General features: G+C 31.2%; 23 protein-coding genes and 1 tRNA gene. 19 read left to right on the top strand and 5 right to left on the bottom strand.

Annotation, left to right across the window (positions count from 1 at the left end):
• Positions 1–3 precede the first annotated feature (3 nt).
• From H574_RS0110485 to H574_RS0110510, 6 genes are all read left to right on the top strand, one after another.
• Positions 4–1,170, top strand: a complete 1,167-nt coding sequence (locus H574_RS0110485) for a formimidoylglutamase (RefSeq protein ID WP_027880537.1) — start codon at positions 4–6, stop codon at positions 1,168–1,170.
• Between the two features lie 168 nt (positions 1,171–1,338).
• Positions 1,339–2,700: a T9SS ring complex lipoprotein PorK/GldK gene (porK, locus tag H574_RS0110490; RefSeq protein ID WP_051169875.1), complete on the top strand. Its 1,362-nt coding sequence runs from the start codon at positions 1,339–1,341 to the stop codon at positions 2,698–2,700.
• A gap of 68 nt (positions 2,701–2,768) precedes the next feature.
• Positions 2,769–3,404, top strand: a complete 636-nt coding sequence (porL, locus tag H574_RS0110495; protein ID WP_027880539.1) for a type IX secretion system motor protein PorL/GldL — start codon at positions 2,769–2,771, stop codon at positions 3,402–3,404.
• 48 nt (positions 3,405–3,452) lie between these two features.
• Entirely contained in the window at positions 3,453–5,015 is a 1,563-nt protein-coding gene (porM, locus tag H574_RS0110500; protein WP_027880540.1) for a type IX secretion system motor protein PorM/GldM, read from the top strand.
• Between the two features lie 32 nt (positions 5,016–5,047).
• Positions 5,048–5,947 (top strand): type IX secretion system ring subunit PorN/GldN, encoded by a 900-nt coding sequence (gene porN, locus H574_RS0110505; protein WP_027880541.1) that lies wholly within the window; start codon positions 5,048–5,050, stop codon positions 5,945–5,947.
• Positions 5,948–6,023: 76 nt separating this feature from the next.
• Positions 6,024–7,073: an NAD(P)/FAD-dependent oxidoreductase gene (locus H574_RS0110510; protein ID WP_036227550.1), complete on the top strand. Its 1,050-nt coding sequence runs from the start codon at positions 6,024–6,026 to the stop codon at positions 7,071–7,073.
• A gap of 144 nt (positions 7,074–7,217) precedes the next feature.
• On the opposite strand, the gene H574_RS0110515 is transcribed toward H574_RS0110510, so the two are convergent.
• Positions 7,218–7,604, bottom strand: coding sequence for a DUF983 domain-containing protein (locus H574_RS0110515; RefSeq protein WP_027880543.1), 387 nt, complete (start codon positions 7,602–7,604; stop codon positions 7,218–7,220).
• Between the two features lie 87 nt (positions 7,605–7,691).
• Between H574_RS0110515 and H574_RS0110520 the strand changes: the two genes are divergently transcribed.
• From H574_RS0110520 to H574_RS0110580, 13 genes are all read left to right on the top strand, one after another.
• Entirely contained in the window at positions 7,692–9,599 is a 1,908-nt protein-coding gene (locus H574_RS0110520) for an ABC-F family ATP-binding cassette domain-containing protein (RefSeq protein ID WP_027880544.1), read from the top strand.
• An 81-nt stretch (positions 9,600–9,680) separates the two neighbouring features.
• Positions 9,681–10,820 carry an efflux RND transporter periplasmic adaptor subunit gene (locus H574_RS0110525; RefSeq protein WP_027880545.1) on the top strand — a complete coding sequence of 380 codons (1,140 nt, stop codon included), beginning with the start codon at positions 9,681–9,683 and terminating at the stop codon, positions 10,818–10,820.
• Positions 10,820–14,020, top strand: a complete 3,201-nt coding sequence (locus tag H574_RS0110530) for an efflux RND transporter permease subunit (RefSeq protein WP_027880546.1) — start codon at positions 10,820–10,822, stop codon at positions 14,018–14,020. The genes H574_RS0110525 and H574_RS0110530 overlap by 1 nt, the downstream gene beginning before the upstream one ends.
• Positions 14,007–15,332, top strand: a complete 1,326-nt coding sequence (locus H574_RS0110535; protein ID WP_027880547.1) for a TolC family protein — start codon at positions 14,007–14,009, stop codon at positions 15,330–15,332. Before H574_RS0110530 ends, H574_RS0110535 begins: the two co-directional genes overlap by 14 nt.
• A gap of 194 nt (positions 15,333–15,526) precedes the next feature.
• On the top strand, positions 15,527–16,339 hold the full coding sequence (locus tag H574_RS0110540; RefSeq protein ID WP_027880548.1) for a leucine-rich repeat domain-containing protein: 813 nt from the start codon (positions 15,527–15,529) through the stop codon (positions 16,337–16,339).
• A gap of 64 nt (positions 16,340–16,403) precedes the next feature.
• On the top strand, positions 16,404–16,586 hold the full coding sequence (locus H574_RS0110545) for a CPXCG motif-containing cysteine-rich protein (protein WP_027880549.1): 183 nt from the start codon (positions 16,404–16,406) through the stop codon (positions 16,584–16,586).
• 121 nt (positions 16,587–16,707) lie between these two features.
• Positions 16,708–16,780, top strand: a tRNA-Met gene (locus H574_RS0110550).
• Between the two features lie 56 nt (positions 16,781–16,836).
• On the top strand, positions 16,837–18,192 hold the full coding sequence (locus H574_RS0110555; RefSeq protein ID WP_027880550.1) for a tyrosine-type recombinase/integrase: 1,356 nt from the start codon (positions 16,837–16,839) through the stop codon (positions 18,190–18,192).
• Complete coding sequence (locus H574_RS0110560) at positions 18,193–19,146, top strand: hypothetical protein (protein ID WP_027880551.1); 954 nt, start codon at positions 18,193–18,195, stop codon at positions 19,144–19,146.
• A 188-nt stretch (positions 19,147–19,334) separates the two neighbouring features.
• Entirely contained in the window at positions 19,335–19,559 is a 225-nt protein-coding gene (locus H574_RS0110565) for a ribbon-helix-helix protein, CopG family (RefSeq protein WP_027880552.1), read from the top strand.
• Positions 19,552–20,586: an AAA family ATPase gene (locus H574_RS0110570; protein WP_027880553.1), complete on the top strand. Its 1,035-nt coding sequence runs from the start codon at positions 19,552–19,554 to the stop codon at positions 20,584–20,586. Before H574_RS0110565 ends, H574_RS0110570 begins: the two co-directional genes overlap by 8 nt.
• Before the next feature lie 4 nt (positions 20,587–20,590).
• Positions 20,591–20,788 (top strand): hypothetical protein, encoded by a 198-nt coding sequence (locus tag H574_RS0110575; RefSeq protein ID WP_027880554.1) that lies wholly within the window; start codon positions 20,591–20,593, stop codon positions 20,786–20,788.
• 65 nt (positions 20,789–20,853) lie between these two features.
• On the top strand, positions 20,854–21,720 hold the full coding sequence (locus H574_RS0110580; RefSeq protein ID WP_027880555.1) for a DUF6371 domain-containing protein: 867 nt from the start codon (positions 20,854–20,856) through the stop codon (positions 21,718–21,720).
• An 829-nt stretch (positions 21,721–22,549) separates the two neighbouring features.
• On the opposite strand, the gene H574_RS0110585 is transcribed toward H574_RS0110580, so the two are convergent.
• The 4 genes from H574_RS0110585 to H574_RS0110605 all read right to left on the bottom strand — a co-directional run bounded on the left by H574_RS0110585 (position 22,550) and on the right by H574_RS0110605 (position 26,119).
• Positions 22,550–23,317 carry a hypothetical protein gene (locus H574_RS0110585; protein WP_155912642.1) on the bottom strand — a complete coding sequence of 256 codons (768 nt, stop codon included), beginning with the start codon at positions 23,315–23,317 and terminating at the stop codon, positions 22,550–22,552.
• Between the two features lie 623 nt (positions 23,318–23,940).
• On the bottom strand, positions 23,941–24,291 hold the full coding sequence (locus H574_RS0110595; RefSeq protein ID WP_240471268.1) for a hypothetical protein: 351 nt from the start codon (positions 24,289–24,291) through the stop codon (positions 23,941–23,943).
• Positions 24,292–24,371: 80 nt separating this feature from the next.
• On the bottom strand, positions 24,372–24,791 hold the full coding sequence (locus H574_RS0110600; RefSeq protein WP_027880559.1) for a GreA/GreB family elongation factor: 420 nt from the start codon (positions 24,789–24,791) through the stop codon (positions 24,372–24,374).
• Positions 24,792–24,811: 20 nt separating this feature from the next.
• Positions 24,812–26,119: a Glu/Leu/Phe/Val family dehydrogenase gene (locus H574_RS0110605; protein WP_027880560.1), complete on the bottom strand. Its 1,308-nt coding sequence runs from the start codon at positions 26,117–26,119 to the stop codon at positions 24,812–24,814.
• Positions 26,120–26,285 lie beyond the last annotated feature (166 nt).

The following is a 26,285-nucleotide window of genomic DNA, read 5'->3' on the forward strand; positions in this document are numbered from 1 at the left end:
ATAATGAATTTTAACTTTCTTTCACCAGTACCAGATACAGTTTTAGCGCATAACCAATTACTAGCGCCACTTAGTCTAGGAAGAAAAATTAAAATTCACACTGAACAAGACGGGATTCCTGATTTAGAAAACATTAATATTGTAATACTTGGAGTATTAGAAAATAGAAATGATGTAAATTATATAGGAGAAGATTTCAATTTAAATGAAATTAGAAAATCGTTATACTCGCTCTTTCCAGGAAGTTGGTCAACCAACATAGCAGATTTAGGAGATATCCAAAAAGGTGAAAGCATAGAAGATACTTACTTTGCTTTAAAAGAAACACTTTCAATATTAATTCCAAAAAGAATCATACCTATAATAATAGGAGGAAGCCAAGATTTAACCTACGCTAATTATCGTGCATACGATAGTTTAATGCCAATGGTAAACGTGGTAAATGTAGATCGTGCTTTTGACTTAGGGGACTCTTCCAAACCAATAAAGAATAATAGCTTTGTAGGTAAAATTATTATAGATCAACCTTACAATTTATTTAACTACGCAACTGTAGGTTACCAAACCTATTTTAATAGTCAAGAAGAAATTGACTTAATGGAGCGACTTCATTTTGAGTCTTACAGATTAGGAGAAGTATCAAATGATATTACTTTGGTAGAACCTGTAATGAGAGATGCTAATATTGTATCTATAGATTTAGGAGTGTTAAAAGCAGCAGAAGTAAGTTTAAGGCAAAAAGTGTCTCCTAATGGATTAGATGGAAAAGAGATCTGTGCAGTATCAAGATATGCAGGTATAAGCAATAAGGTGAGTAGTTTTGGAATTTATGAATACAAACCATCTACAGATGATGAAATAACATCAATGCTTATCTCTCAGATGGTTTGGTATTTTATAGAAGGTGTAAATTGCAGAGTCCAAGATGATAACTTTGCAGATGATAAAAGTCATCAAAAATTTATTACCTTAGCTGACTCTCATGAGTTAATCTTTTATAAAAGCGTTAAAACTGGGCGATGGTGGATAGAAATTCCATTTTTATCAAATGTTAATAATAAATTAAAAAAGCATACGTTATTACCATGCACGCATCAAGATTATTTAGATGCCTGTAATGACAAAATACCAGATCGTTGGTTCAAAGCTTATTACAAGAATAGCGTTTAAGTGAGTGAAAAATCAGATTAAGTGTAAATTTATACCGTTCAAATGTTAAATTTTGACGATAAAACGTGATATTTTTACATTAAAAAGTTGTTTTTTAAAAAATATATAAATATGTTTACGCTCTTAAAATTTTAAGAGTATAAAATTAACCTCGAGTTTTCTATGAATATGAAGAAGTTTGTATTACTAACAGCGGTTTTCGCACTATTGGCAAGTTGTGGGTCTAAAGACAAAGGACAGCTAGTTGGTGTTAAAGGAAAAAAATGGCATCCAGAAAAGCCTTACGGTATGACCTTAATACCTGGTGGAGCCTTTATTATGGGTAAAGCCGACGATGATTTGGCTGGTATCCAAGATGCACCTGCTAAAACAGTTACTGTAGCATCTTACTATATGGATGAGACAGAAATCACTAATAGTGAGTATCGTCAATTCGTAGAATGGGTACGTGACTCAACAATTCGTACCAAATTAGCAATCTTAGCTGATGAGGTAGGAGAAACTCCTGGTAGTGGAGGAATAGGCGAGTTTGCTTTTAAAGACGCTGATCCAGAAAATATGACTCCATACGAGCAATACATGTACGATAACTACAGTGGTCTAGGAGAAACTGGTTATGAAGGCAGAAAATTAAATCATGATGTAGATTTAATTTTTGACACGGCAGAATATCCTGATGAATATTACGTGGAAGTAATGGACACTATGTATCTTCCTTTAGAAGAATCTTACAACGGACAAAGAACTTGGGATGTAACTAAGTTTAAATTCCAGTATACTTACATGGATATAGCTAAAGCTGCAAAAAATAAAAAATTAAGACGTAAAGACGTTATAGTAAAAGAAGAGGTAGAAATTTATCCTGATACAACTGTTTGGATTAGAGATTTTGCATACTCTTATAACGAGCCAATGCACAACGACTATTTTTGGCATGACGCATATAGCGATTACCCAGTAGTTGGTGTTTCTTGGCAACAAGCTAAAGCATTTTGTGAGTGGAGAACACTATACCACAATGCCGAAAGAAAAAGAAGAGGTAAACATTTTGTAGCTAGATATAGATTACCATCAGAAGCTCAGTGGGAATATGCTGCAAGAGGTGGTTTACAAGCTGCTACTTACCCTTGGGGAGGACCTTACGCTAAAAACGACAGAGGTTGTTTTATGGCAAACTTCAAACCTTTAAGAGGAGACTATGCGGCTGATCAAGCATTATATACTGTTGAAGCAGATGCCTACGAGCCTAATGACTTTAACTTATATAATATGGCTGGTAATGTGTCAGAATGGGTAGATTCATCATATGATCCAGGTTCTTATGAATACGCATCAACTATCAATCCAAGTGTAAACGATCCTAATAATAAGCGTAAAGTAGTTAGAGGCGGATCTTGGAAAGATGTAGCTTACTTTTTACAAGTAAGTTCTAGAGATTACGAATACGCAGACTCTGCAAGAAGTTACATTGGTTTTAGAACTGTTCAAGATTACATGGGTACAGATGTAACAGCCAATGCAAGAAAATAATAAACTAAACAACTTAACTAAATTATAATAACCTACACTAGTAGACAAAAAACTAAAACTTAGAAATTATGGCACAAAAAGGAAAACTTTCAACAATGAATATGGTCTATGGACTAGGAGCTGCAATCGTAATTATTGGAGCTTTATTCAAGATTCAACACTGGCCTTACGGTTCTTTAATCTTAACAATTGGTATGATTGTAGAAGCAATAGTATTTACTATTTCTGCATTTGAAAAATCTCAAGCAGAATTAGATTGGTCACTAGTATATCCAGAATTAGCAGGAGGAAAATCTACAGGTAAAAAAGCTGTAAAAGAAGATCCAAAAGAAGCAGAAGGATTATTATCTAAAAAATTAGATAACTTATTAAAAGAAGCTAAAATTGACGGAGAGTTAATGGCAAGCTTAGGAGAAAGTATTAAAAATTTCGAAGGTGCTGCAAAAGGAATTGCACCTACAGTAGATTCAGTTGCTGCTACAAAAAAGTATGGTGAAGAAATGACTTTAGCTGCTGCACAAATGGAGTCTTTAAATAGTCTATATAAAGTACAAATGGAAGCTGCAACTCGCCAAGCTTCAATTAACGAAGAAACTGTAGAAAACGCTGCAAAATTAAAAGAGCAAATGCAATCTTTAGCATCTAACTTATCTTCATTAAATGGAGTATATGGTGGAATGTTATCTGCAATGTCAAAAAACTAATTAGTAATTAGTTCAAATTTATTTATTAATTAAAAAAACTAATTAGAAATGGCAGGAGGAAAATTATCTGCAAGGCAGAAAATGATTAACTTGATGTATTTAGTATTTATTGCAATGATTGCAATGACAATGTCAAAAGAAGTACTATCTGCATTTGGGTTAATGGATCAAAAATTTGATAGAGCTAACGAGTTAGCTGCAAATTCAAATGATGGTATTTTAAAGCAGTTAGAAACACAAGCTGATGAAAAACCTGAAGAATTTGCTGCAGCAAATGAAAAAGCTAAACAAATAAGTATAATCTCTGACGAATTTTATAAGTTTTTAGATGATGTAAAAGCTAAAGACATTGTAAAATTAGGAGGTTACGAAATGGAAGCAGGAGAGTTACCTTACGAAGAAATGGACAAAGGTGACAAACTTGACGAACATTGGTTTACTGGAGACAGACTAACTAAAAGAGGTCAAGAGATTGTTGACAGAATAGAAAAGTACAAATCAGATATTAAAGCTGTTATCCCTAACGAAGGAAAGTGGCAACCAGTTATTACTAGCTTTGAAGAGCGTTTTAGCACAAACAAAGTTGAAAATAAAGACGGAAAAAAAGTTGATTGGTTAAACTATCACTTCCAAGGTTTTCCAGCTATCGCATCTTACACTAAGTTAACAGCTATGCAAAATGATGTAAAAGCTACAGAAACTAACATTTATAATGGGTTTTTAGGAAACTTAGTTAGTGATGCTACATCATTAAAAAATTATCAAGCAATTGTATTAGCAGATAAATCAGCGTTTTTCGCAGGTGAAAAATTCCAAGGACGTGTAGTTTTAGGAAAGTATGCTAACGTTGTACCAACAAAAATGACTGTTTCTGGTCAAGAAATAGATTTATCTAATGCTATCGATTCTACAGGAGCTGCTAGATTAGACTTCAACGTAGGTAATGTTGGTGAGCACGAAATTGATGGTAAATTTACTTTCTTAGAAGATGGTAAGCCATTAGAAATTGACATCAAAGGTAACTATGTTGTTGTACCAAGACCTAACTCTGCTACTATATCTGCAGACAAAATGAATGTTGTTTACCGTGGTGTACCTAACCCAATGACAATTTCATTTGCTGGTGTGCCAGATAACAAAGTAAAAGCCTCAGGTAATGGATTATCTAAAACTTCAGGTGTTGGTAAATATGTTATGAGTCCAGGTGGAGGTAAAGAAGTAACTATTAATGTTACAGCTACCTTAGACGATGGTTCTTCAGCTAGAGATAGTAAAACATTTAGAATTAAAGATATTCCTAAGCCAACTGGTAAGATCGCAGGTATGTCTTCTGGTTCTTTACCAAGAAACAACGTAGAAATAGGTACTATTAAAGCAGAATTAGAAGACTTTGATTTTGATTTACCATTAACGGTAACAGGTTTCAAATTTAAAGTTCCAGGTGAAGCTACAGTAAGAGTATCTGGTAATAAATTAAACGGACAAGCTAAAGCAGCGTTAAGAAAAGCTAAGCGTGGTGAGGCAATCCAAATATTTGACATTTCGTCAAAAGCTAATTCAAGCGTAAAAATTAAGCCGGCAACAGCTATCGTAATTGAGTTAGCAAACTAATCATAATTGATTAACATTTTAAAATTTTTCAGATGAATTATAAATCTTTATTAGCAATCGTATTCGGAGTAGTTTTTACTGCTCAAGTAAATGCACAAGCTAACATTCTTAATGCAAAAGATCCAGATCAAATTGGGTTTAGAACAGAAGAACAAAAAGCTTTAGATAACGACAAACCTTTAGAATACGGTTATGTTGATGATAGAGATATTATGTTTGCTAAAATGACTTGGGAAAAAGTGGTTTTAGATGAGCGTGTAAACTTTCCATTATACTATCCAGTAGATACAAATAATATTGGAAGCGATAGACGTTCTTTATTTGATGCATTAATGAAAGCTGTAGACGAAAATAAAATTGAAGACGTTTATACAGACTCTTATTTTACTTCAAAGAAGACTAAAAAAGAGATTGCTCAAATCAGAACATCTATTGATACAATGGATATTGGTTACGATCAGTTAAATGCAGATGGTTACGTAGATCCAGAATACATTATTAAGAGAACAATTTCTGCTTACAATGTATCTGCTTACTTAATCAAAGGATTATGGTACTTTGACAAGCGTCAAGGCGAATTAAAATATCGTATTCTTGCAATTGCACCAGCTGCTCCAGATGTTAACTTTATCGATTCAGACGATCCTGCTAACAACGAGCCAATTCCATTATTCTGGATTTTCTATCCAGATGCAAGAGATGTTTTACACGAAGCAAAAGCATTCAACACAAAAAACAGTGCTATGCCTTTTACTTTTGATCATATCTTAAATTCAAGACGTTTTAATGGTATTATCTACAAAGAAGAAAACGTTTATGGAGATAGAGAAGTAAAAGAATACATTGCAGAAAATGCTTTAATGCAACTTTTAGAATCTGAAAGAATTAAAGAAAAAATTAGAAACTTTGAGCTAGACATGTGGTCTTACTAATAAGTAACTAAATAATATTTAAAAACGCTCACTATTTTAGTGAGCGTTTTTTTATACCCTTTATTACCTTTGCATCATGGAAGTAGATTATATAATTGTTGGTTGCGGTTTGGCAGGAATAGCTTTTTGCGAGCAACTATATTCAAATCAAAAGTCATTTATTGTATTTGATGATCAAAGTCAGCAATCATCATTAGTTGCTGGCGGATTGTATAATCCGGTAGTTTTAAAACGATTCTCAAAAGTTTGGAAAAGTAAAGAGCAATTAGATTTGGCTATCCCAATCTATCAAAATATTGAAGATAGACTTGATGTAAAATTAGATTATAAAATACCTGTAAGAAGACGTTTTACTTCATTAGAAGAACAAAACAATTGGTTTGAAGCTTCAGATAAAGAAGGATTAAAACCATTTTTAAACACTAATTTAATTTCTAATGAAAATGATGCAATTGATGCAGATTTTAAATTAGGCGAAGTTTTACAAACCGGAAAAATAGATACCAATACGTTAATTGATAACTATAAAATCTGGTTAAAAAGTTTAAATAGTTATTACCCTGAAACTTTTAACCATAATCAGTTAGAAGTAAAATCAACAGGTATACTTTATAAAACTATAAAAGCAAAACATATTGTCTTTGCCGAAGGTTTTGGGTTAAAACAAAATCCATTTTTTAATTATCTACCGCTTAATGGAACAAAAGGCGAACTTCTAATTATAAAAGCCCCAAAATTAAAGTTGGATTACGTATTAAAATCTAGTGCATTTTTAATTCCTTTAAAAGAAAAAGATCAATACACTGTAGGAGCTACTTATGAGTGGACTGATAAAACTAATAATATTACCCAAAAAGCAAAAGAAGAGCTTTTAAATAAGCTTAAAACCTTTTTAAAATGCGATTTTGAAGTTGTAAATCAAGTGTCAGGAATAAGACCAACGGTTAAAGATAGAAGACCATTAGTTGGCGCTCATTCAGAATATAAAAATATGTTTGTGCTTAATGGTTTAGGAACAAGAGGTGTTATGATTGGACCTTACATTGCAAAACAGCTTTTTAATCACATTGAAAATGAAATGCCTTTAGATGATGAGATTAATATTAGCAGATTTGCCAATACATAGTAGATAGTTGCGTTAGCGGTAGTAACGGCATCCTTTTTTTTATGGATCAATTGCGACTACGCTAGGTGATCCATAAAAAAAAGATATAGTGGATAACGCGACCTTTATTCTAAACACTTTTAGGATAAAGGTAACGCCCAAAAATTAATTTTTTTTGGCTAATTTTTTATCGTAGCTCATAAAAATATTAATCCAAATATTTCTAGAAAGCCTTACTATAACAGGATAAAACACAATTAAAGCGCCAACAATAGCTATAAAAGCAGTCTTTAAAGACGACCCAATAAAAAGGTAGCTAATAACAAAAGCAGCAACACCAAAAGCAATACCAACTGCATAGCTAACATACATTGCACCGTAAAAGAACGATGGTTCTATTTTATATTTTGTATTGCAATTGCTACAACGCTCGTGCATGCTAAATAGTTTTGAAACATTGTAAGGATTAGGATCTTCATACATTGATTCTTCTTGACATTTTGGGCATGCGCCAGTTATAATAGAGTATATTTTAGAGCCTTTTTTAAACATAATAATTGTGTACTTTTGCAATTGATTTTAAGAAACACAAATTTAAAGTTTCTTGGTAAAATTATAAGTAACAAAAGTCACAAATCTATGCTCAATATTCATAATTTATCTATTTCTTTTCAAGGTGAATATCTTTTTGAAGACATAACCTTCAAGCTTAATGGTGGCGATAGGGTAGGACTTATAGGTAAAAACGGAGCAGGAAAATCTACAATGCTTAAAATTTTATCCAAAGAAATGGAGCCTGACTCTGGTCAAATAGCAACAGATAAGGATATAAAAATTGGATTTTTAAAACAAGATATTGACTTTGTTTTTGGTAGAACAGTATTAGAAGAATCTTATCAAGCTTTTGAAGAAATAAAATCGTTAGAAGCTAAGATGGAAACCATAAATACACAATTAGCTGAACGTACCGATTATGAAAGTGAAAGCTATCATGATTTAATGGTAGAGCTAAACGAAGTCCAACACCAATACGAAATTATTGGAGGTTACAACTATCAAGGTGATACCGAAAAAATATTACAAGGATTAGGATTTAAACGTGAAGATTTTAATAAACTCACCGATACATTTTCTGGTGGTTGGCGTATGCGTATTGAACTTGCGAAACTTCTACTACAAAACAATGATATTTTGTTATTGGATGAGCCAACAAATCACTTAGATATCGAGTCTATTATTTGGTTAGAAGGGTTTTTAAACAACTATTCTGGTGCAGTAGTTATAGTGTCTCACGATAAAATGTTTTTAGATAATGTAACCAATCGTACTATCGAAATTTCTTTAGGTAGAATTTACGATTACCCAAAACCATACAGTAAATATTTAGTCTTGCGAGATGAGATTAAAACACAACAATTAGCCGCTCAAAAAAATCAGCAAAAGCAAATAGAGCAAACCGAAAAGCTAATTGAAAAATTCCGTGCTAAAGCTAGTAAAGCAACTATGGCGCAGTCTTTAATCAAAAAGCTAGATCGCATGGATATTATTGAGGTTGATGAAGATGATAACAGCGTCATGACCTTAAATTTCCCTGTATCAGTAACGCCAGGTAAAGTTGTTGTAGAGGCTAACAGCGTATCTAAAAGCTACGGGAAAAAGCAAGTTTTAAGTAAAGTAGACTTGTTAATCGAAAGAGATGCTAAAACAGCTTTTGTTGGACAAAACGGACAAGGTAAATCTACGTTAGCTAAAATAATTGTTGGTGATCTTGAACACGATGGAAATCTTAAACTAGGTCACAATGTGCAAATAGGCTACTTTGCCCAAAATCAAGCAGAGTATCTTGACGGAAGTAAAACTGTGTTAGACACGATGATAGATGCCGCAAACGAATCTAACCGTAGTAAAGTACGTGATATTTTAGGGTCGTTTTTATTTAGAGGCGAAGAAGTAGATAAATATGTGCGCGTACTTTCTGGAGGAGAACGTAACCGTCTTGCTTTAGCAAAACTAATGCTTCAGCCTTTTAACGTATTAGTGATGGATGAGCCCACAAATCACTTAGATATTAAATCTAAAAACGTCCTAAAAGATGCGCTACAACGTTTTGAAGGCACATTAATATTAGTGTCTCATGATAGAGATTTTCTGCAAGGATTGACCAATACAGTTTTCGAATTTAAAGATCAACACATCAAAGAATATTTAGGTGATATCGATTTTTATTTAGAACAACGTAATGTTGAAAATTTACGTGAAGTCGAAAAACGTACCGTTGAAAAAGAATCGCCAAAAGCAAGTAATAAGCAATCTTACGAAGACCAAAAGAAACTAAAATCTTTAAATAATAAGCTGAGTAATACAGAAGCTAAAATCAATCAATTAGAAAAAGAAATTAAAGAAATTGATGTAGAGTTAGCAACAAATTATGATGAAGTTATTGCGCAGCCAAACTTCTTTGATAACTACCAAGCAAAAAAAGATCAATTATCAGAACTTATGGAAACTTGGGAAGCTATTACCATTGAATTAGAGTCTCTTAGCTAATTTCTTTTTAAGAAAGTTTTAAGAAAGTTACATCTATCTAAAAGCTAGTTTTGTAGTTTTAAGATTTATAACTTTCTAACCATGCGTAAAATTATACTTAGCATACTTGGTTTAGCTTTAATTGCAGTAGCTTATTTTGGAGCAAAAACACTAGTAAATAATAAGAACAAGCCAAAACCAGTAGTGCCTAAAGTGGTAAAAACTGTATTAACAGATACCGTTAAAAATACTACTGTTCCTATTGTTATTCAAGCCAACGGTAACTTAACAGCTAAGCAAAGAGTTGAGTTGTACTCAGAAGTGCAAGGTATTTTTAAAACAGGCAACAAGTTATTTAAACCAGGACAAAAGTATAACCGAGGAGAAACTTTAATTCGTATTGATGCCTCAGAATATTATGCTAGCGTACAATCTGCAAAAAGTAATTTATATAATAGCATAGCTGCAATTATGCCAGATTTACGTTTAGATTTTCCAGATGTTTTCCCAAAGTGGCAATCGTATTTAAATGGTTTTGATTTAAACAAAACAACACCAAAACTTCCAGAAATTTCAAATGAAAAAGAAAATTATTTCATCACCGGAAGAGGTATTGTTAGTGCCTATTACAACGTTAAAAACTTAGAGCAACGGTTAGCAAAATATCGCATTACTGCACCGTTTTCAGGAATTTTAACCGAAGCTTTAGTAACCGAAGGTACCTTAGTACGTAATGGACAAAAATTAGGGGAGTTTATCAATCCTTCTGTTTACGAGATGGAAGTTGCAGTGAGTAAATCTTTTGCAAGTGTTTTAAAAGAAGGCGAAAATGTTAGCCTTTCTAACTTAGAAAAAACTGAAAACTATACAGGAACAGTGTCTCGTGTAAATGGTAATATTGATGCGACGACACAAACCATAACTGTGTTTATAGAAGTAAAACATCCAGATTTAAAAGAAGGCATGTATCTAGAAGCAAATTTAGATGCAGAGAAAGTAGACAATGCTATAGAAATAGACAGAAACTTGCTTTTAGATAGTCAAGAAATTTATATAGTTAAAGATAGTTTGTTAGATGTGATACCTGCAAAACCAATACATTTTTCTGATACAAAAGTAATTTTAAAAGACGTGCCAAATGGTACAATCATATTACGTAAACCAGTACCAGGAGCTTATGCAGGTATGCGTGTAAAATCATCAAGTAGTACTACAGCAACAACTAAAGATTCAATTAAATAATGAAAAAGATAATTGAATATTTTATAAGGTATCACGTTGCAGTAAACATTTTTATTATAGCCTTTATTGTATTTGGTATACTTGGTATTTTATCATTAAAATCCTCATTTTTCCCATTAACTGAATCTAAAATTATCAATGTAGCTATTACTTATCCAGGTGCATCACCACAAGAAATAGAAGAAGGTATTGTACTTCAAATTGAAGATAATTTAAAAGGATTGAAAGGTGTAGACCGTGTGACTTCGGTATCTAGAGAAAATAGCGGATCAATTACTGTTGAAATTGAAAAAGGCGAAAGTCTTGACTTTATGCTTTTAGAAGTTAAAAATGCAGTAGATAGAGTACCGTCTTTCCCTACAGGAATGGAACCTTTGGTGGTTTCTAAACAAGAAGCGGTAAGAGAAACTATTTCTTTCGCTTTAAGCGGAAACAACGTGCCATTAGTTACTTTAAAACAATTAGCGCGTCAAGTAGAAACCGATCTACGTGCATTAGAAGGTATATCGCAAATTGAAATCTCTGGTTTTCCTGAAGAAGAAATTGAAATAGCAGTAAACGAACTTGATTTATTAGCCTATAATTTAACTTTTAACGAAGTCGCTCAAGCGGTTAGTAACGCCAATATTTTAGTCACTGGTGGAAACGTAAAAACAGAAGCCGAAGAATATTTAATTAGAGCTAATAACCGTGAGTATTACGGTAAAGAACTGTCTAATATCGTTGTTAGAGCATCTGCAGATGGTAAAGTTATTAGATTAAAAGATGTAGCAATAATAAGAGATCGTTTTTCAGAAACACCAAATGCAACGTATTTTAATCAAGATTTAGCAGTTAATGTAACAATTACAAGTACTAATAATGAAGATTTAATTTCTTCAGCAGATAAAGTAAAAGCCTACATAGAAGATTATAATCAAAAGTATGATAACGTTAGATTAAATGTTATTAGAGATTTATCAATTACATTAAATCAACGTACAGAATTACTAGTAGAAAATGCAGTTGTAGGTATGATTTTAGTGCTAGTATTTTTATCTATTTTCTTAAATACAAGATTAGCACTTTGGGTAGCTTTTGGGTTACCAATTTCGTTTTTTGGGATGTTTGCTTTTGCAGGTCAATTTGATGTAACAATAAATGTATTGTCACTATTTGGGATGATTATCGTAATTGGTATTTTGGTAGATGATGGTATTGTAATTGCCGAAAACATCTATCAACATTACGAAAAAGGAAAAAAACCTATCCAAGCAGCAATAGATGGAACGCTAGAAGTGATTCCGCCAGTAGTTTCAGCAATTGCTACAACACTTTTAGCGTTTTCATTATTCTTCTTTTTAGAAAGTCGTATTGGCGAATTTTTTAGCGAAGTATCCGTTATTGTTATTCTCACGCTAGTAGTTTCTTTAGTAGAAGCATTAATAATCCTACCTGCTCATTTAGCACATTCTAAAGCATTAAGAATAAAAAAGGAAGAGCTTCACGCTAAACAATCTAAAGGTTTTTTTGCTGTAATGCGAGGTATTAATAAAGCAGGAGATAACTTTATGGCATACTTAAGGGATAAAGTATATACACCAGTTTTAAAGTTTGTATTAAGTTATAAGGTGTTGTCATTAGGTATTTTTGTGTCTTTATTAGTGATTACTTTTGGATCTATTGGTGGTGGCATTATTAAAACGTCTTTCTTCCCAAGAATAGCAAGTGACTCTGCAAATATCGAGTTGGTAATGCCAGCAGGAACTAACGTAAAGATTACAGATTCTATCATTTCTATGATAGAAGAAAAGTCGTTTATTGTTAATGAAGAGCTTACAGAAAAATATTTAAAAGGTACAGGAAAGCAACTGTTTGAAAACACAATAGTTAATATTAGTAGTAGCTCTAGCGCAACTTTAAGAATTAATTTATTACCAGGTGAAGAACGTCCTGACGAAATCCAATCCTTTTTAGTAACCAATAGGTTAGAAGAATTAGTTGGACCAGTAATAGGAACAGAACGACTAATTTATGGTTCTGGAGGGAATTTTGGTGGTAGTCCAGTTTCAGTATCATTATTGAGTAATAATATTGAAGAGCTCAAAGCATCAAAACAAGAGCTTAAAAAGTATTTAGAATCTAATCCTTTACTTAAAGATATAGGAGATAATGATCCTGCAGGAATTAAAGAAATCAGACTACAACTTAAAGATAACGCCTATTTACTTGGTTTAGATTTAAGAACAGTAATGTCTCAGGTAAGAGCTGGGTTTTTTGGTGCGCAAGCACAACGTTTTCAACGTGGACAAGACGAGATTAGAGTTTGGGTACGTTACGATAAAAACAACAGAAGCTCAATCAATGATCTAGACGCTATGCGTATTGTAACACCAACCGGCGAGCGTGTTACTTTAAAAGACATTGCAGAATATGATATTGTTCGTGGTGACGTGGCAATTAACCATTTAGAAGGAAAGCGCGAAATACAAGTCTATGCAGATTTAAAAGATCCTAGTACAAGTCCAAATGATATTTTGGATGATATAAAAGATAATTTTATACCAAATTTACAGTCAAAATATCCAACAATTAATGCTTCTTTTGAAGGTCAAAATAGAGAGTTTAGTAAACTAGGAAGATCTTTAAAAGCAGCAGGAATACCTATATTACTGCTAATTTACATTACTATAGCTTTCACTTTTAGAAGTTATTCTCAACCATTATTGTTATTGCTTTTAATACCTTTTAGCTTAACAGCAGTAGCTTGGGGACATTGGATTTCTGGTTTTCCTGTAAATATTTTATCGCTTTTAGGGATTATCGCTTTAATAGGAATTATGGTTAATGACGGTTTGGTCTTGATTGGTAAATTTAATAGTAATTTAAAAGAAGGAATGCCATTTGAAATCGCATTATCTGAAGCTGGTAAATCACGTTTTAGAGCCATATTCTTAACCTCTTTAACGACTATTGCTGGTTTAGCACCTTTACTTTTAGAAAAAAGTAGGCAAGCGCAATTTTTAAAGCCTATGGCAATTTCAATTTCTTATGGTATTGGTTATGCCACAATATTAACATTACTAGTACTGCCTCTATTTTTATCGTTTAGCAATACAATTAAACAAAAAGGGAAATGGTTAGCAACAGGTAATAATGTAACCAAAGAAGAAGTAGAACGTGCAATAATAGAACAACATGAAACAGATGAAGAAGAGTAATTTTGCATTTTTAATAAGCATTTCTATTATGTTTTGCATCAATAATTTGAATGCACAACAAGTCTTGACCAAAGAAGAAGCAGTAAAATTAGCTTTAGATAATAATTACGATATAAAAATTGCAAATAACAATGTTCAAGTTGCCGAAAATAACACAAGTGTTTTAAACTCTGGATATTTACCGACAGTAACAGGTACTGCTGGTGCAACTTATAATTTAGATAATACAGAAGCAGAATTTTCTAACGGAAATTCAACCGTTTTAAACGGAGCAGAAAGTAACAGGTATAATGCAGGTGTAAGTTTAAATTATACCATTTTTGATGGTTTAGGAAGGCATTATAATTACAAGCGGCTAAAAGAACAGTATCAATTAAGTGAATTGCAGGTAAGAGAAACCATTGAGAATACAATTGTACAGTTGTTTTCTGTGTATTACAATGTGGCTCAACTCTCAGAAAATTTAGAAACTTTAGATCAAACACTTTTAGTAACAAAAGATAGGTTAGTTAGAGCAGAATATCAATTTGATTACGGACAAAATACTAAACTAGAAGTACTTAATGCAGAAGTAGATATAAACACAGATAGTATTAATATCATAAACACAAAACAAGATTTAAAAATAGCAAAACGAGATTTAAAGCTGGTTTTAGGCGAAACGTTTACCGAAGATTTTAACGTAGAAACAGAAGTAGATTTTTTACTTCAGTTTAAAAAAGATAGCTTATTTGAAAAGGCAAAACAGCGTAATGTAGCTTTACTTCAAACAGAAAAAAATATAGCTATTAGTCAGTTAGATATTAAATCAGGTAAATCTGCATATTTGCCAACGTTAGGATTAACAGGTAGTTATGGTTGGAATAAAAACAATAACAACGCAGCATCTTTTGTGACTGTATCTACAAATACAGGACTGTCTGGCGGACTTAATTTAAGCTGGAATTTATTTGATGGCGGAGCAACTATAACGCGTGTAAGAAATGCAAAAGTAAATTTAGAAACACAGCAACTTCAAAAAGAAAATATTTTATTATCAATCCAAAGAGATTTTGATAATGCTTGGGACGATTATATGAATAAATTGGAGATATATAATATCCAAGAAAAAAACATCATCACTGCCCAAAATAACTTTGATCGTACACAAGAAAAATTTAAAATAGGACAAGTTAATTCTATCGAATTTAGACAAGCACAACTTAATTTATTAAACACAGAATTAAGCAGAAATCAAGCTAAATATGCCGCAAAATTAGCCGAATTACAATTACTTCAAATTAGTGGCGAATTACTAAATGTTGAATTTTAGCAAAATGCTGTTTAACAGTGTTTTTAGTCGATAAACGTAGAATATAGTGTTTAGCTTCAAGTAAATATCCGATGAAATGCGTCTTTTTCCGAAATGAATGTTAAAATTTTATGCATTTAATCGAAAGAATTTGTCATTCACCTTCTTTTAAGTTAGTTTTAATATGAAATTAGAAACCAAATCTATAATTCACCATGAAACACTTAAAATTAACCATCGTTTTCTTTTTAACTGCAATGTTATCTTTTGCAGAAGTTTCAAATTCAGAAAAAGAAGCTTTAGTAGCACTTTATAACAGTACAAACGGAGCTAGTTGGAATACAACTTGGGATTTAGAAGCGCCAATAAACACTTGGCATGGTGTAACTGTTCAAGATTCTAAAGTAGTTGGATTAAATCTTTCTTTCAATAATTTAAAAGGGCAATTACCTTCAGAAATAGGAAATTTAATTCACTTAAAATCAATTAATTTAGGTTTCAATAAAATTAACGGAACATTACCAAATACTATATCAAACCTAAAATCTTTAGAAAATTTAGAGTTATTCTTAAATCAATTAGAAGGAAATATTCCATCTTGGATAGGAGATTTAAAGAATTTAGAAGTTGTTGCTCTTTACAGTAACAAGTTTACAGGACAAATACCAGAAACAATTACAAATTTAGCAGAGTTAGAAAGTTTAGAGTTAGGTAGTAATTATTTACAAGGTACAATACCTTATTCAATCAATAACTTAAAACAATTAAAAATATTAAGTTTAATAGATAACCAATTAGAAGGAGATATACCTGAAACAATTGCAGAATTATCTAAATTAGAAGAATTAGTATTGTCAAACAACAATTTAACAGGAGTATTACCATTTCAGTTATCGCAATTAAATAATCTATCTTTAGTTATGGTTAGCGACAACAACTTAAATAATGATTACATCACAGTAGTTAATAATAATCCAAAAAAAGTATCTTTATTTTTAGAAGACCAAACGGTTGTTGATAAAGATTAGAATTAAAATAAAGTTTGTAAATTAAAGTCAACCAATTGGTTGACTTTTTTTATATTATAGAATTATGTTAGAACACTTTTTTACATGTCCTTACTGTTGGGAAACAATATCTATGCTACTAGATACTAGTGTTAGTAATCAAACTTATGTAGAAGATTGCGAAGTATGTTGTAATCCAATACAAATAACACCAGTGTTTGAAGAAGCAGAACTAATTAATTTTGAAGCTATTAGTATCGATCAGTAATTTTTTTTTAAAATATCCTTGTTATATGTAAAAAGGGTTGTATATTTGCAGTCCGAAATGTTCTGGTCGGCATTATGAACCGACAAGTTAAAAGCTAAGAAAAGCATTTCAACATACATATCGCGGGATAGAGCAGTAGGTAGCTCGTCGGGCTCATAACCCGAAGGTCACAGGTTCGAGTCCTGTTCCCGCTACTAAGTCTTTAGACTAATAAAATCAACGGTTTGTGTCCTCACAAACCGTTTTTTTTATGTCTAGTATTTTCTTACTTTTACAAAGAGTACACGATTCAGTACACGATTTACCAATGAAACTAAACTATTCTAAACCTAAAATTTATACAGGAGGTGTAGATATACACCAATGGTCCAAGTTGACTAAAAAAGAACAAAAAGAGGCCTTGTCTAAGTTTTGGTACGTATATTATTCATATAGAAATCCAAAGACAGGAAAACTTGTAAGACAAACTAATATAAAAGGTGGTGCAAACCAATATAAGGATAAAAAAAGCAGGTATTATGTACTTAAAATGCTTAAAGAAGGCTTGGAGATTGTATTACAAGACGGCTTTAGCCCGTATGACAAAAATGTGTCACTAGAAGAGTATATTAAACAGAAGTTAGATAAAAAACCTAGCAATAAAACTAAAAATAATATTGTCAAAGAAACAATTATTGTTAATACTAGTACAGAACAAAAAGAAATTATTTTAAGTATTGAAGATGCACTTGCGCTTGTATTGAAGACCAAAAAAAAGATTTTAAACCAAAATTCATATCCAAAGTTTAAAAGTCGTATAAATAGATTTAATAAATGGTTGTTAGATAATGGTTTTGTGTTACAAGATTGTATTACAACTGTAACCAAAAAGGATGTAATAAAATACCTTAATAGCGTATTAGAAAGAACAAGTCCACGAAATAGGAATAATGCACGTGTAGATATATCTTCTTTTTATCAAGTTTTAGTTGATAATGATATTATACAAGACAATTTTATCAAAAAGATTAATGTACTTAAAGCTATTCCAGAAAGAAATAAAACTTATAAACCTAGTCAGCTTAGTAAGATTTTAGAGTATCTTAAATCAGAAGATCCAATTTTAGATTTATTTGTCAAGTTTATATCATATAATACTTTAAGACCCATAGAGGTATGTCGATTGAAAATAGGAGATTTGGATTTATTAGACAATAAGTTGTATGTTAGGGCAAAGAATAAACCTGTTAAGGTTAAAATTATACCAGATATAATGGCAAAGGAATTGACAGGGTTAAAAAAGAAAAACTCAGAATTATTACTTTTTACACCTAATGAAATTGGCGGTACTTGGGAAACAGACGAATCTAATAGACGAGATTATTTTACCAAGAGATTTAAAAAAGTAAAGGATCATTTTGGTTTAGGAAAAGATTACGGCTTATATAGTTTTAGGCATACGTACATAACAAAGATGTACAGAGAATTAGCTGAAAACTTAACACCAAACGAGGCAAAAAGTAAACTAATGATAATAACAGGTCACGCAACAATGAGCGCTTTAGATAAATATTTAAGAGACATAGATGCAATTCTACCTGAAGATTATTCAAACCTTTTAGAATAGATGACGTATAAATACTTTGGAATAATAAATGAAAATGAAATACTAAGCTTAGATAAAGATAAAAGAATAAGTTTTTTATTGAGTAAAGGATTACTTAGTACTTCTCATAGAATAGTTTTTAATCATTTACCAGAGCCAGACCTTCAGGGTAAAATTGAAGTTGTGATGGAATTAAGTAAAGAAAATATGGAATACACTTTCACTAAAGATATTGCATATGAAGTTTATAAGTTTTTGTTACAACATTATAAGTTATATTTAAATGCAGATGTTGTTTTGTTTCAAAGAGAATTTGAATCTGAAACATATGGATTAAGTGATGAAAAGAAAAGAGAAAGAGGTTTGAAGTGCTTCAATAATTATTTTTACGAAATATGTGATAAAGAGGATCAAAATATAATTTTAAATGAAAATAAGGAGAAAATATTAGAATTAAGATTTGATACACTTTCAAAGAAGAAAAATCATTTAGTAAAATCATTGGTATATGAAATAGAGATTATTTCACAATTTTTAATTGGAAATGAAACTTATTACAGTAAAGAGTTATTTGAACATAATAAACTGATAAAAGATATTTTTCTTTTTGAAAACAATTTTCAAATTCTACAATATTTAAATAATACTTTTAAGTTTGAAAAAAAAGATAACCAATCAAATGAAATTTATAAACGATATAGTGATAAAATAAATTCATTAGAAGTTGTGGAATTTATTATAAAATATCTTTCAAATCCAATATACAAAAAAAGAAAGTTTGGATTAGGAATATTTTATTGTCTCAAAAATAAGCTGAACTTAATACAATTTTCTGCTGATGAGTTTAAAGATTTATGTAATGATTACTTTGACTGTAATTTCAAAAATTTAAGACTCGGACACTATGGTGATAGTCATAAAAATCACGTGACATTTTTTAAAAAAGAATGGGAAAATTTTACAACTAAGCCTTAGGTTTTGAATAATTCACCTAAAAACACCTGTAGACACCATAATTCACCGTAATTCACTAAATCATTCACTTTTTTCAAGTGAAAATGTTTCACAATTTGCAACTAGTTAAATCTTATTAGCTAGTGCTTCATGATTAATACTTTTTAATAAGCATTTAACTAATGAATGTTTAATTAAATAAAGTATACATGAAAACAACAGTTAATTTTAGAGTAACGTATGATGTTAAAGAACAACTTGAATTTTTAGCAGAAGAAGAAGGAAGCTCTATCTCAGATGTAGTTAGAGAAATTATTATTCAACATCTAAGAGATCAAGGTCTTATTGAGGCTCAAACAGAAAGGGTAATAGAGATTGATTTAAGTCAAGTCAATTTCAGAAGTCTTAATAATAATACTGAAAATTATGAATAAGTCAGCAATCAAAAAGATTGCTGATGATATTCAGCTTAACGAAAGTAAATTAAAACTTACAGAAGCTACTCAAGGTTGTCTTATTATAAAAAAGACAAAAAGCTGGATAGAAGAAGCAATGAAACGTCCAATACCAAATATGCTTTTTAGCGAGTTTTGGTATGAAAATGAACTATGTATTTTGTTCGCAGATACAAACTTAGGTAAATCCATTTTAGCGGTACAAATAGCAGATAGTTTGAGTAAAGGAAGACCTATTTACGGTTTTAAACTAGAAGCACAACCTAAAAAAGTATTATATCTTGATTTCGAATTGTCTGACAAACAATTAGAAAATAGATATTCTATTGACTACACAAAGCACTATGCCTTTAGTGATAATTTTTTGCGTGCAGAATTAAATTCTGATTTAACGCTTCCTAAAGGATGTAATACAATTGAAGATTACATTTGTGATACGTTAGAACAAACAGTGTATCACAACAATGTTGAAGTCTTAATAATAGATAATCTTACATACTTAAATAATGACAATGAGAAAGCAAAGTACGCTTTACATTTAATGAAGCTTTTAAAAAAGCTTACTAAGAGTACGTCAATTTCAATATTGGTTCTTTCTCATACACCAAAGCGTGATAATTCAAAACCATTAACTAAAAATGATTTAGCAGGAAGTAAAATGTTGATGAATTTTTGTGATAGTTCATTTGCAATTGGAGAAAGTTCTCAAAGTCATAATTATAGATACTTAAAGCAAATAAAACAACGTAATACAGAACAATTATATCACTCTAGTAATGTGGTTGTTTGTAGTATAGAGAAAAACCACAATTTTCTAACATTTAATTTTATTGATTTTGATGAAGAAGCTTGTCATTTAAAAGCAACAGAATCAGGTAGTCTTGAAGATAGAGACAATAAAATGGCTCAATTAATTGATGAGGGTTTAAGTAATGTGAAAATAGGGGAAGAGTTAGGGATTAGTGAAGGTGCAGTTAGAAAACGTCGTAAAAAACTAAACCTATAGTTTAATGCAAGCTACCGACGTATATAATATTGCTAAAGCGCTTTCTGATAAAGAGCTAAAAAAGCTATATAAAATGCTAGGTAATTTGCCAGAAGTTAAAGAAAGTACTTCTACTATAACAAAAACAAGAAAAAAACTACCTGATTTTACGGTAGATGATGCTATAAAGTTCATAATACAAAATCATTTTAATAAAAAGTAGTCAATTAATACTCGTACCATTCGTACTAAATAAAAGGTACGAGCAGTACGAATTATATTTAAAATATGAAATACAAATATCAACTTGATAAAACAAGTAAAAAGTATGTTTGCCCAAATTGCAATAAAAAGACGTTCGTGAGATTTGTAGATACATTAACTGGTAATTATTTAAATACAATAGATGGGAGATGTGACCGAGAAACCAAATGTGGTTACTTTAAAAAACCAGAATCTAACCAAATTGTAATACAAAAGTATGATTGTAATACAAAACAGGTTAAACCATCGTATCACACAAATATTTTAATAAAAAAGTTTGGTTGCAATTATAAAAACAATCATTTTGTATCATATCTACTAAAACACTTCGCTCCAATAGATGTAAAACAAGTAATTAAAAAATACTTTATTGGTACCTCTAATCATTGGGCAGGAGCAACAGTATTTTGGCAGATAGACCAGAATATTAATATAAAAGCAGGAAAAATCATGTTATATGATTGTAATACAGGTAATCGTATAAAACAACCACACAATCACATATCATGGATGCATAAAAAACTTAAATTAAACCAGTTTGTATTACAACAATGTTTATTTGGTTTACATAATTTATGTGATTATGACACAAGTAATACACTTTGTGTTGTTGAATCTGAAAAAACGGCAATAATAATGAGCATTATTATTCCATCTAATTTATGGTTAGCTACAGGTAGCAAGTCAGGCTTTAAAGAAGAGCTTTTAAAACCTATTAAAAATTATAAGATTATTGCTTACCCCGATAAAAGTGAATTTAATAGCTGGAATAAAAGAGCTGAAGAGTTAATTAAAAAAGGATATAGGATTAGATGTAGTAATTTGTTAGAAAACCTAACAGTAGATAATGGTTATGATTTAGCTGATTATTTAATGAAAAGAACAGCTTAAATTGTCATTTGTAAAAAATATAACTAGTTAACCTGTATTGACTAAAGGGTAATACAAATGTATAGATTTCATCATATCAATTATAACAGCTAAAATACAAATTTTTTCGGACAGCTTTTTAATCAGGTTTCTTTAATTTTTACGTTTAATTCATTCCGCAAATTTGCTCAAATTCCGATCGTTTTTTAATTAAGGTTTGAGTGTGCGATTCCACTGTTTTTTTTCATTCCACGTTTGGTTGATAATTCCTAAAATTTTCAAAATTCCGCATACCGTTTTTCTGATTTATCTACCTTAAAATTCTAAAAAAAAAATCGAAAAATAAACCAGGCTTTTTTTACCGCAAACTTGCAACAGTATTAAAGCTAACGTATTTGTGTATGATGTCGTTGCGTTGGTTCAGAACTAATTTATTAAATAAAATACGAACTTTAGCGTATCACTAAAATATTCCAAATAGGCTAGTAGTAGCTATGCATTATACACGTTGTTGTGCATAGTGCTTTTCACTTTTAGCTTGGTTTTCCGATGTTTATTATTTAGTGCAAAAGTGAGTGTTGGCTAGACATACTCTTTTACAGTTTTGATGAAGCGAGGTTGATGCGACTGGAAATTTGTATGGCTTTGATTTTAATAATCCCACTAAACTACTTTTTGAATCAAAAGTCTTTGATTCTTTAACATTAATTTGTTAAGCATTGCAAAAAAAATAAGCCGTGAAAGACAAAGTTTTCACGGCTTGAATGAAATACAGAATCTGAAGGATTATCTAATAACTAACAAAATTATGATTCTGTAATTCTCTAACTAACTAATAAAGGTTTTAAAATTATTGATGAATCGCTAAAACAGAATTGGTGTTTAGTTGCTTTAATCTTGTAACTATATCAGATTTAAACACTCCTATTTTTCTCATAAAACTAGGTTTTTTATCTACCAAACACATAATCCCGTTTGGATGTAATGATGCATAAGCTTTTAATTGGCCATCTGTCTCTGCATAGTTTAGGTTTATTTTAGTGTTTTGAAATTGTCTTAAATACACAATAAAAGCTTCTAAATTATCAGCTACAGCTTCAGACAATTGATTCTGTTTATCTAGAACCAATATTCCTATCTCAATGTCTTTACCAACTAAGCCTTTCCTAAATTGGTCTATACGACCTGTATTGATTCTTTGTTTAAAATCTGAAGCAATAGTCATACTTATCTTTCTGTCTATGGATGAATGTGAAGGCAATAACAAAATTGGGCAACTACGTATATTTTCTAGGATGCTTTCATTCTCCTTATCAGATTTTTTATTAGTACCGCCCGATAAGATTATCAAATCAATATTCAATAATTCTTGCTGTTTCTTAACTGCATCCAAAAGACTTGAGTGCTCTGTTATACCATAAAATCTATGTTTAGCATCTTTAGATTTAAAAGTGCAGTGCTCTATTAATTTACCTAATTTTTGGATAGATTCTTCTTCTGGTTTATCGAACCACTCTTCATCTACATGAAGTAAACCAAGGGCATCAAAACCTGAAATATTGTAAGAATAGGTGTTTAGGAAATAAAAATCGCATACGTTATCCTTAAACAGCTTCAAGACTGAAAATATAGTTTGATAACTGTTAAGTGAGAAATCCGTTGGAATTAAAATTTTTTTCATTGTATTGTGATTTAATTAATATTTTCACTTAGGCAAACCGCAAAGTCAATCAGCTTTGCGGTTATACACAAAACCTATGATAACACTAACCAATTTGCTATCAATCAATTTACTATTAACCAACCATGGCCTTGTGCGCATGAGTACATTAGCATCTTTACATTGTCCTAAACCTTTTAAGTATGTTGAATACTTTATTTTTAAAAGTGCTGTATTCCTCTTTTAGTTTCAAATAGTTTTCTCGTTTCTGAAGATGATACTTTAACCTAACTTCATTATATTCTGTCTTACCATACTCATATTCTGTTTTCAACTCTTGCTCATATTTACACAATGAGGCCATAGTTAAAATGTTTTTCCTTCTTATCGCTTTAATTTCATTTGAGATTGAACCGTTTTTAATCAATTGTTTTTCCAAACAAGTGAAGTGGTCTAACTCATGATTAAAACTCTCCAGTGTATGCATCCACAATTCCAATTCTTTTAGGTCTTTTGAGATACACAATCTTCTGTAAGCATCAACTTTATATATAGAAATCGTATTCAAATAAAATCTGAAATCAGCTAATTTTTAAGAGCGTAAATTGTCCTTTTACCTTGTTAAAAAACTCATCTTTCAAGCGTCTATACTTATCTAGATGATACAGGTAACTTCGTCTATAACTTTCGTGTTCTGTTATATAAACCATATCACATTGTGTATCTTCACATTCAATAATATTGGATCTCGAAATACGGTATTTTAAAAGTGCGCTAAGCAAAGTGTCATTTTCCTTCTTCTTTTTTTCAAAACGCTCAACAACACTATTGTCATCCAACTTTTGGTTAAGCTCTTGATTACATATACCTATGAGATTATTCAGTTCTTTTAAAATATATTTTAAGTGATTGATCCAATTATCCAATTCCATCGTGTTGATTTTATGGGTAATATCTAAATCTGAATCGTGATCGTGTATATCGTTTTTTAAAGTTTCCATTGCTAATGTTATTAAATTGCTACATCTATTCCTTTGTAGGTCTCTTCTTGTTGCACATCAGTAATTTTAATTTGCTGTTTGCCACTAGGAAAATCCCATAAAACAGTATCGCCTTTAGAGTAACCAAACAATGCAGATCCCATTGGTGTTAATACTGATATTTTATTAGTTTTAATATCTCTATCCATAGGAATAACAACCTGTAAAGTTTCTTGGATTCCATTATTTAAAACAACGGTTACTTTACTGTTAAATCTAACAATATCGTAAGGCATTTTATCTTCATCTACTATATTAGCCGTTTTTAATTCTTCTGATAGTTTAGCCAAACACCTTTGAGTTAAATGATCCTCGGCATAGCCTGAGATGTTGAGTATGCGTTTTAGGTACACAAATTCTTTCTTTTCTAAAATTAAACTTCCGTATTTCATTTTTTAAATTCTTTTAATTATCAAGGGAAAATTCCTCTTTGTATATAAGCTCTCTCTATTCGCTCAATAGCCAAACAATAAGCTGCGGTTCTCATATCCAGGCTTTCTCGCTTGGCATAGTCATAGACTTTATCGAAAGATTCTTTAAGTTTCTTATCTAACTTAGCCATGACTTCATCCAATTGCCATAGTTCTCCATTTCTGTTCTGTAACCATTCAAAATAACTACCAACAACACCTCCAGAATTACACAGAATATCAGGAATAATAGTTATACCTCTTTCCAGAAGAATTTTTTCACCTTCTACATTAGTTGGGCCATTTGCGCCTTCTGCAATAAGTCTTGCTTTTATTCTTGGTGCATTTTCTTTGGTTATCTGGTTACCTAAAGCCGCTGGAATACAGATGTCGCAGTTTAGAGTAAAAAACTTGTCTTTATCCAAAACAAGTTTTGCCTTTGGGTAATTTGCAATACTACCATCGTTAAGCTGCATATAATTAAATAAATCTTCAACACTAATTCCTTTCTGGTTTTGTATGCTGCCAAAAGCATCTTGCACAGCTACCATTTTAGCACCATCTTTCTCTAAGAAGTATGCTGCCCAATAGCCTACATTACCAAAACCTTGGACAATGAACTTTTTGCCATCAAGTGGTTTGTTGTTTTTTTCTGACCAAAACTTGATGGATAGGTACACGCCATACCCTGTTGCCCTGTCACGACCTTCCAAACCACCACTGCCTGCAGGTTTTCCTGTAACTACATGTTGATTTGCAGTACGCTCTGCGGGTGGACGTGTACTCATATAAGTATCTGCCATCCATGCCATAGTCTGACTGTTGGTATTGACATCTGGCGCAGGAATATCATGTTCTGGCCCAATGTTGTCTGCCAATGCAAAAGTGAAACGTCTTGTAATACGCTCTAATTCTGCCTGAGAATATTTTGATGGATCCAATTTAATTCCGCCTTTTCCGCCTCCATAAGGCAAGCCTGCTAAAGATGTTTTCCAAGTCATCCACATCGCTAGAGCTCTTGCAGCATCTATATCTACAGTTGGATGATACCTTAATCCACCTTTGTATGGTCCTAAAGCGTTGTTGTGTTGTACGCGATAACCTGTAAAAATCTCTACCTCACCATTATCCATTTTCACTGGAAAATTCACAATAATCTCATTATTAGTAATACTGAGAATCTTTCTGATGTTTGGGTGAAGGTTTATCTGGTTTGCAGCACTATCAAATTGCTCCATGACGTTATCCATCATACCTCTTAAAGGTACTTTTTTTGTTTCTTTTTTTATTTCTGCTGTTACTATTGCCATTTGTTTCTTTTTTTATTGTTGGTCAATATGTTTGTAATTGTTTTATTATCTTTACATTATACGATTAGTAAATTGTAAGGACTTACTCTAATAGTGTTTAATACTAGTTTGTTGTTTATATTTTTGCGTCGATAAAAATTGACATTAATTTTTGATAAAACATTGC

The organism is Mesoflavibacter zeaxanthinifaciens DSM 18436, from assembly GCF_000422365.1.
Lineage (GTDB): Bacteria > Bacteroidota > Bacteroidia > Flavobacteriales > Flavobacteriaceae > Mesoflavibacter > Mesoflavibacter zeaxanthinifaciens.

Bases quoted from the DNA above. Each gene is read 5' to 3' on its own strand.
- H574_RS0110600 (WP_027880559.1), bottom strand. From the start codon at position 24,791: ATGAAATACGGAAGTTTAATTTTAGAAAAGAAAGAATTTGTGTACCTA.
- porL (WP_027880539.1), top strand. From the start codon at position 2,769: ATGGCACAAAAAGGAAAACTTTCAACAATGAATATGGTCTATGGACTA.
- H574_RS0110530 (WP_027880546.1), top strand. From the start codon at position 10,820: ATGAAAAAGATAATTGAATATTTTATAAGGTATCACGTTGCAGTAAAC.
- H574_RS0110520 (WP_027880544.1), top strand. From the start codon at position 7,692: ATGCTCAATATTCATAATTTATCTATTTCTTTTCAAGGTGAATATCTT.
- porN (WP_027880541.1), top strand. From the start codon at position 5,048: ATGAATTATAAATCTTTATTAGCAATCGTATTCGGAGTAGTTTTTACT.
- H574_RS0110485 (WP_027880537.1), top strand. From the start codon at position 4: ATGAATTTTAACTTTCTTTCACCAGTACCAGATACAGTTTTAGCGCAT.
- H574_RS0110605 (WP_027880560.1), bottom strand. From the start codon at position 26,119: ATGGCAATAGTAACAGCAGAAATAAAAAAAGAAACAAAAAAAGTACCT.
- porM (WP_027880540.1), top strand. From the start codon at position 3,453: ATGGCAGGAGGAAAATTATCTGCAAGGCAGAAAATGATTAACTTGATG.
- H574_RS0110535 (WP_027880547.1), top strand. From the start codon at position 14,007: ATGAAGAAGAGTAATTTTGCATTTTTAATAAGCATTTCTATTATGTTT.
- H574_RS0110580 (WP_027880555.1), top strand. From the start codon at position 20,854: ATGAAATACAAATATCAACTTGATAAAACAAGTAAAAAGTATGTTTGC.
- H574_RS0110545 (WP_027880549.1), top strand. From the start codon at position 16,404: ATGTTAGAACACTTTTTTACATGTCCTTACTGTTGGGAAACAATATCT.
- H574_RS0110555 (WP_027880550.1), top strand. From the start codon at position 16,837: ATGTCTAGTATTTTCTTACTTTTACAAAGAGTACACGATTCAGTACAC.
- H574_RS0110540 (WP_027880548.1), top strand. From the start codon at position 15,527: ATGAAACACTTAAAATTAACCATCGTTTTCTTTTTAACTGCAATGTTA.
- porK (WP_051169875.1), top strand. From the start codon at position 1,339: ATGAAGAAGTTTGTATTACTAACAGCGGTTTTCGCACTATTGGCAAGT.
- H574_RS0110515 (WP_027880543.1), bottom strand. From the start codon at position 7,604: ATGTTTAAAAAAGGCTCTAAAATATACTCTATTATAACTGGCGCATGC.
- H574_RS0110570 (WP_027880553.1), top strand. From the start codon at position 19,552: ATGAATAAGTCAGCAATCAAAAAGATTGCTGATGATATTCAGCTTAAC.
- H574_RS0110560 (WP_027880551.1), top strand. From the start codon at position 18,193: ATGACGTATAAATACTTTGGAATAATAAATGAAAATGAAATACTAAGC.
- H574_RS0110510 (WP_036227550.1), top strand. From the start codon at position 6,024: ATGGAAGTAGATTATATAATTGTTGGTTGCGGTTTGGCAGGAATAGCT.
- H574_RS0110575 (WP_027880554.1), top strand. From the start codon at position 20,591: ATGCAAGCTACCGACGTATATAATATTGCTAAAGCGCTTTCTGATAAA.
- H574_RS0110595 (WP_240471268.1), bottom strand. From the start codon at position 24,291: ATGGAATTGGATAATTGGATCAATCACTTAAAATATATTTTAAAAGAA.
- H574_RS0110525 (WP_027880545.1), top strand. From the start codon at position 9,681: ATGCGTAAAATTATACTTAGCATACTTGGTTTAGCTTTAATTGCAGTA.
- H574_RS0110565 (WP_027880552.1), top strand. From the start codon at position 19,335: ATGAAAACAACAGTTAATTTTAGAGTAACGTATGATGTTAAAGAACAA.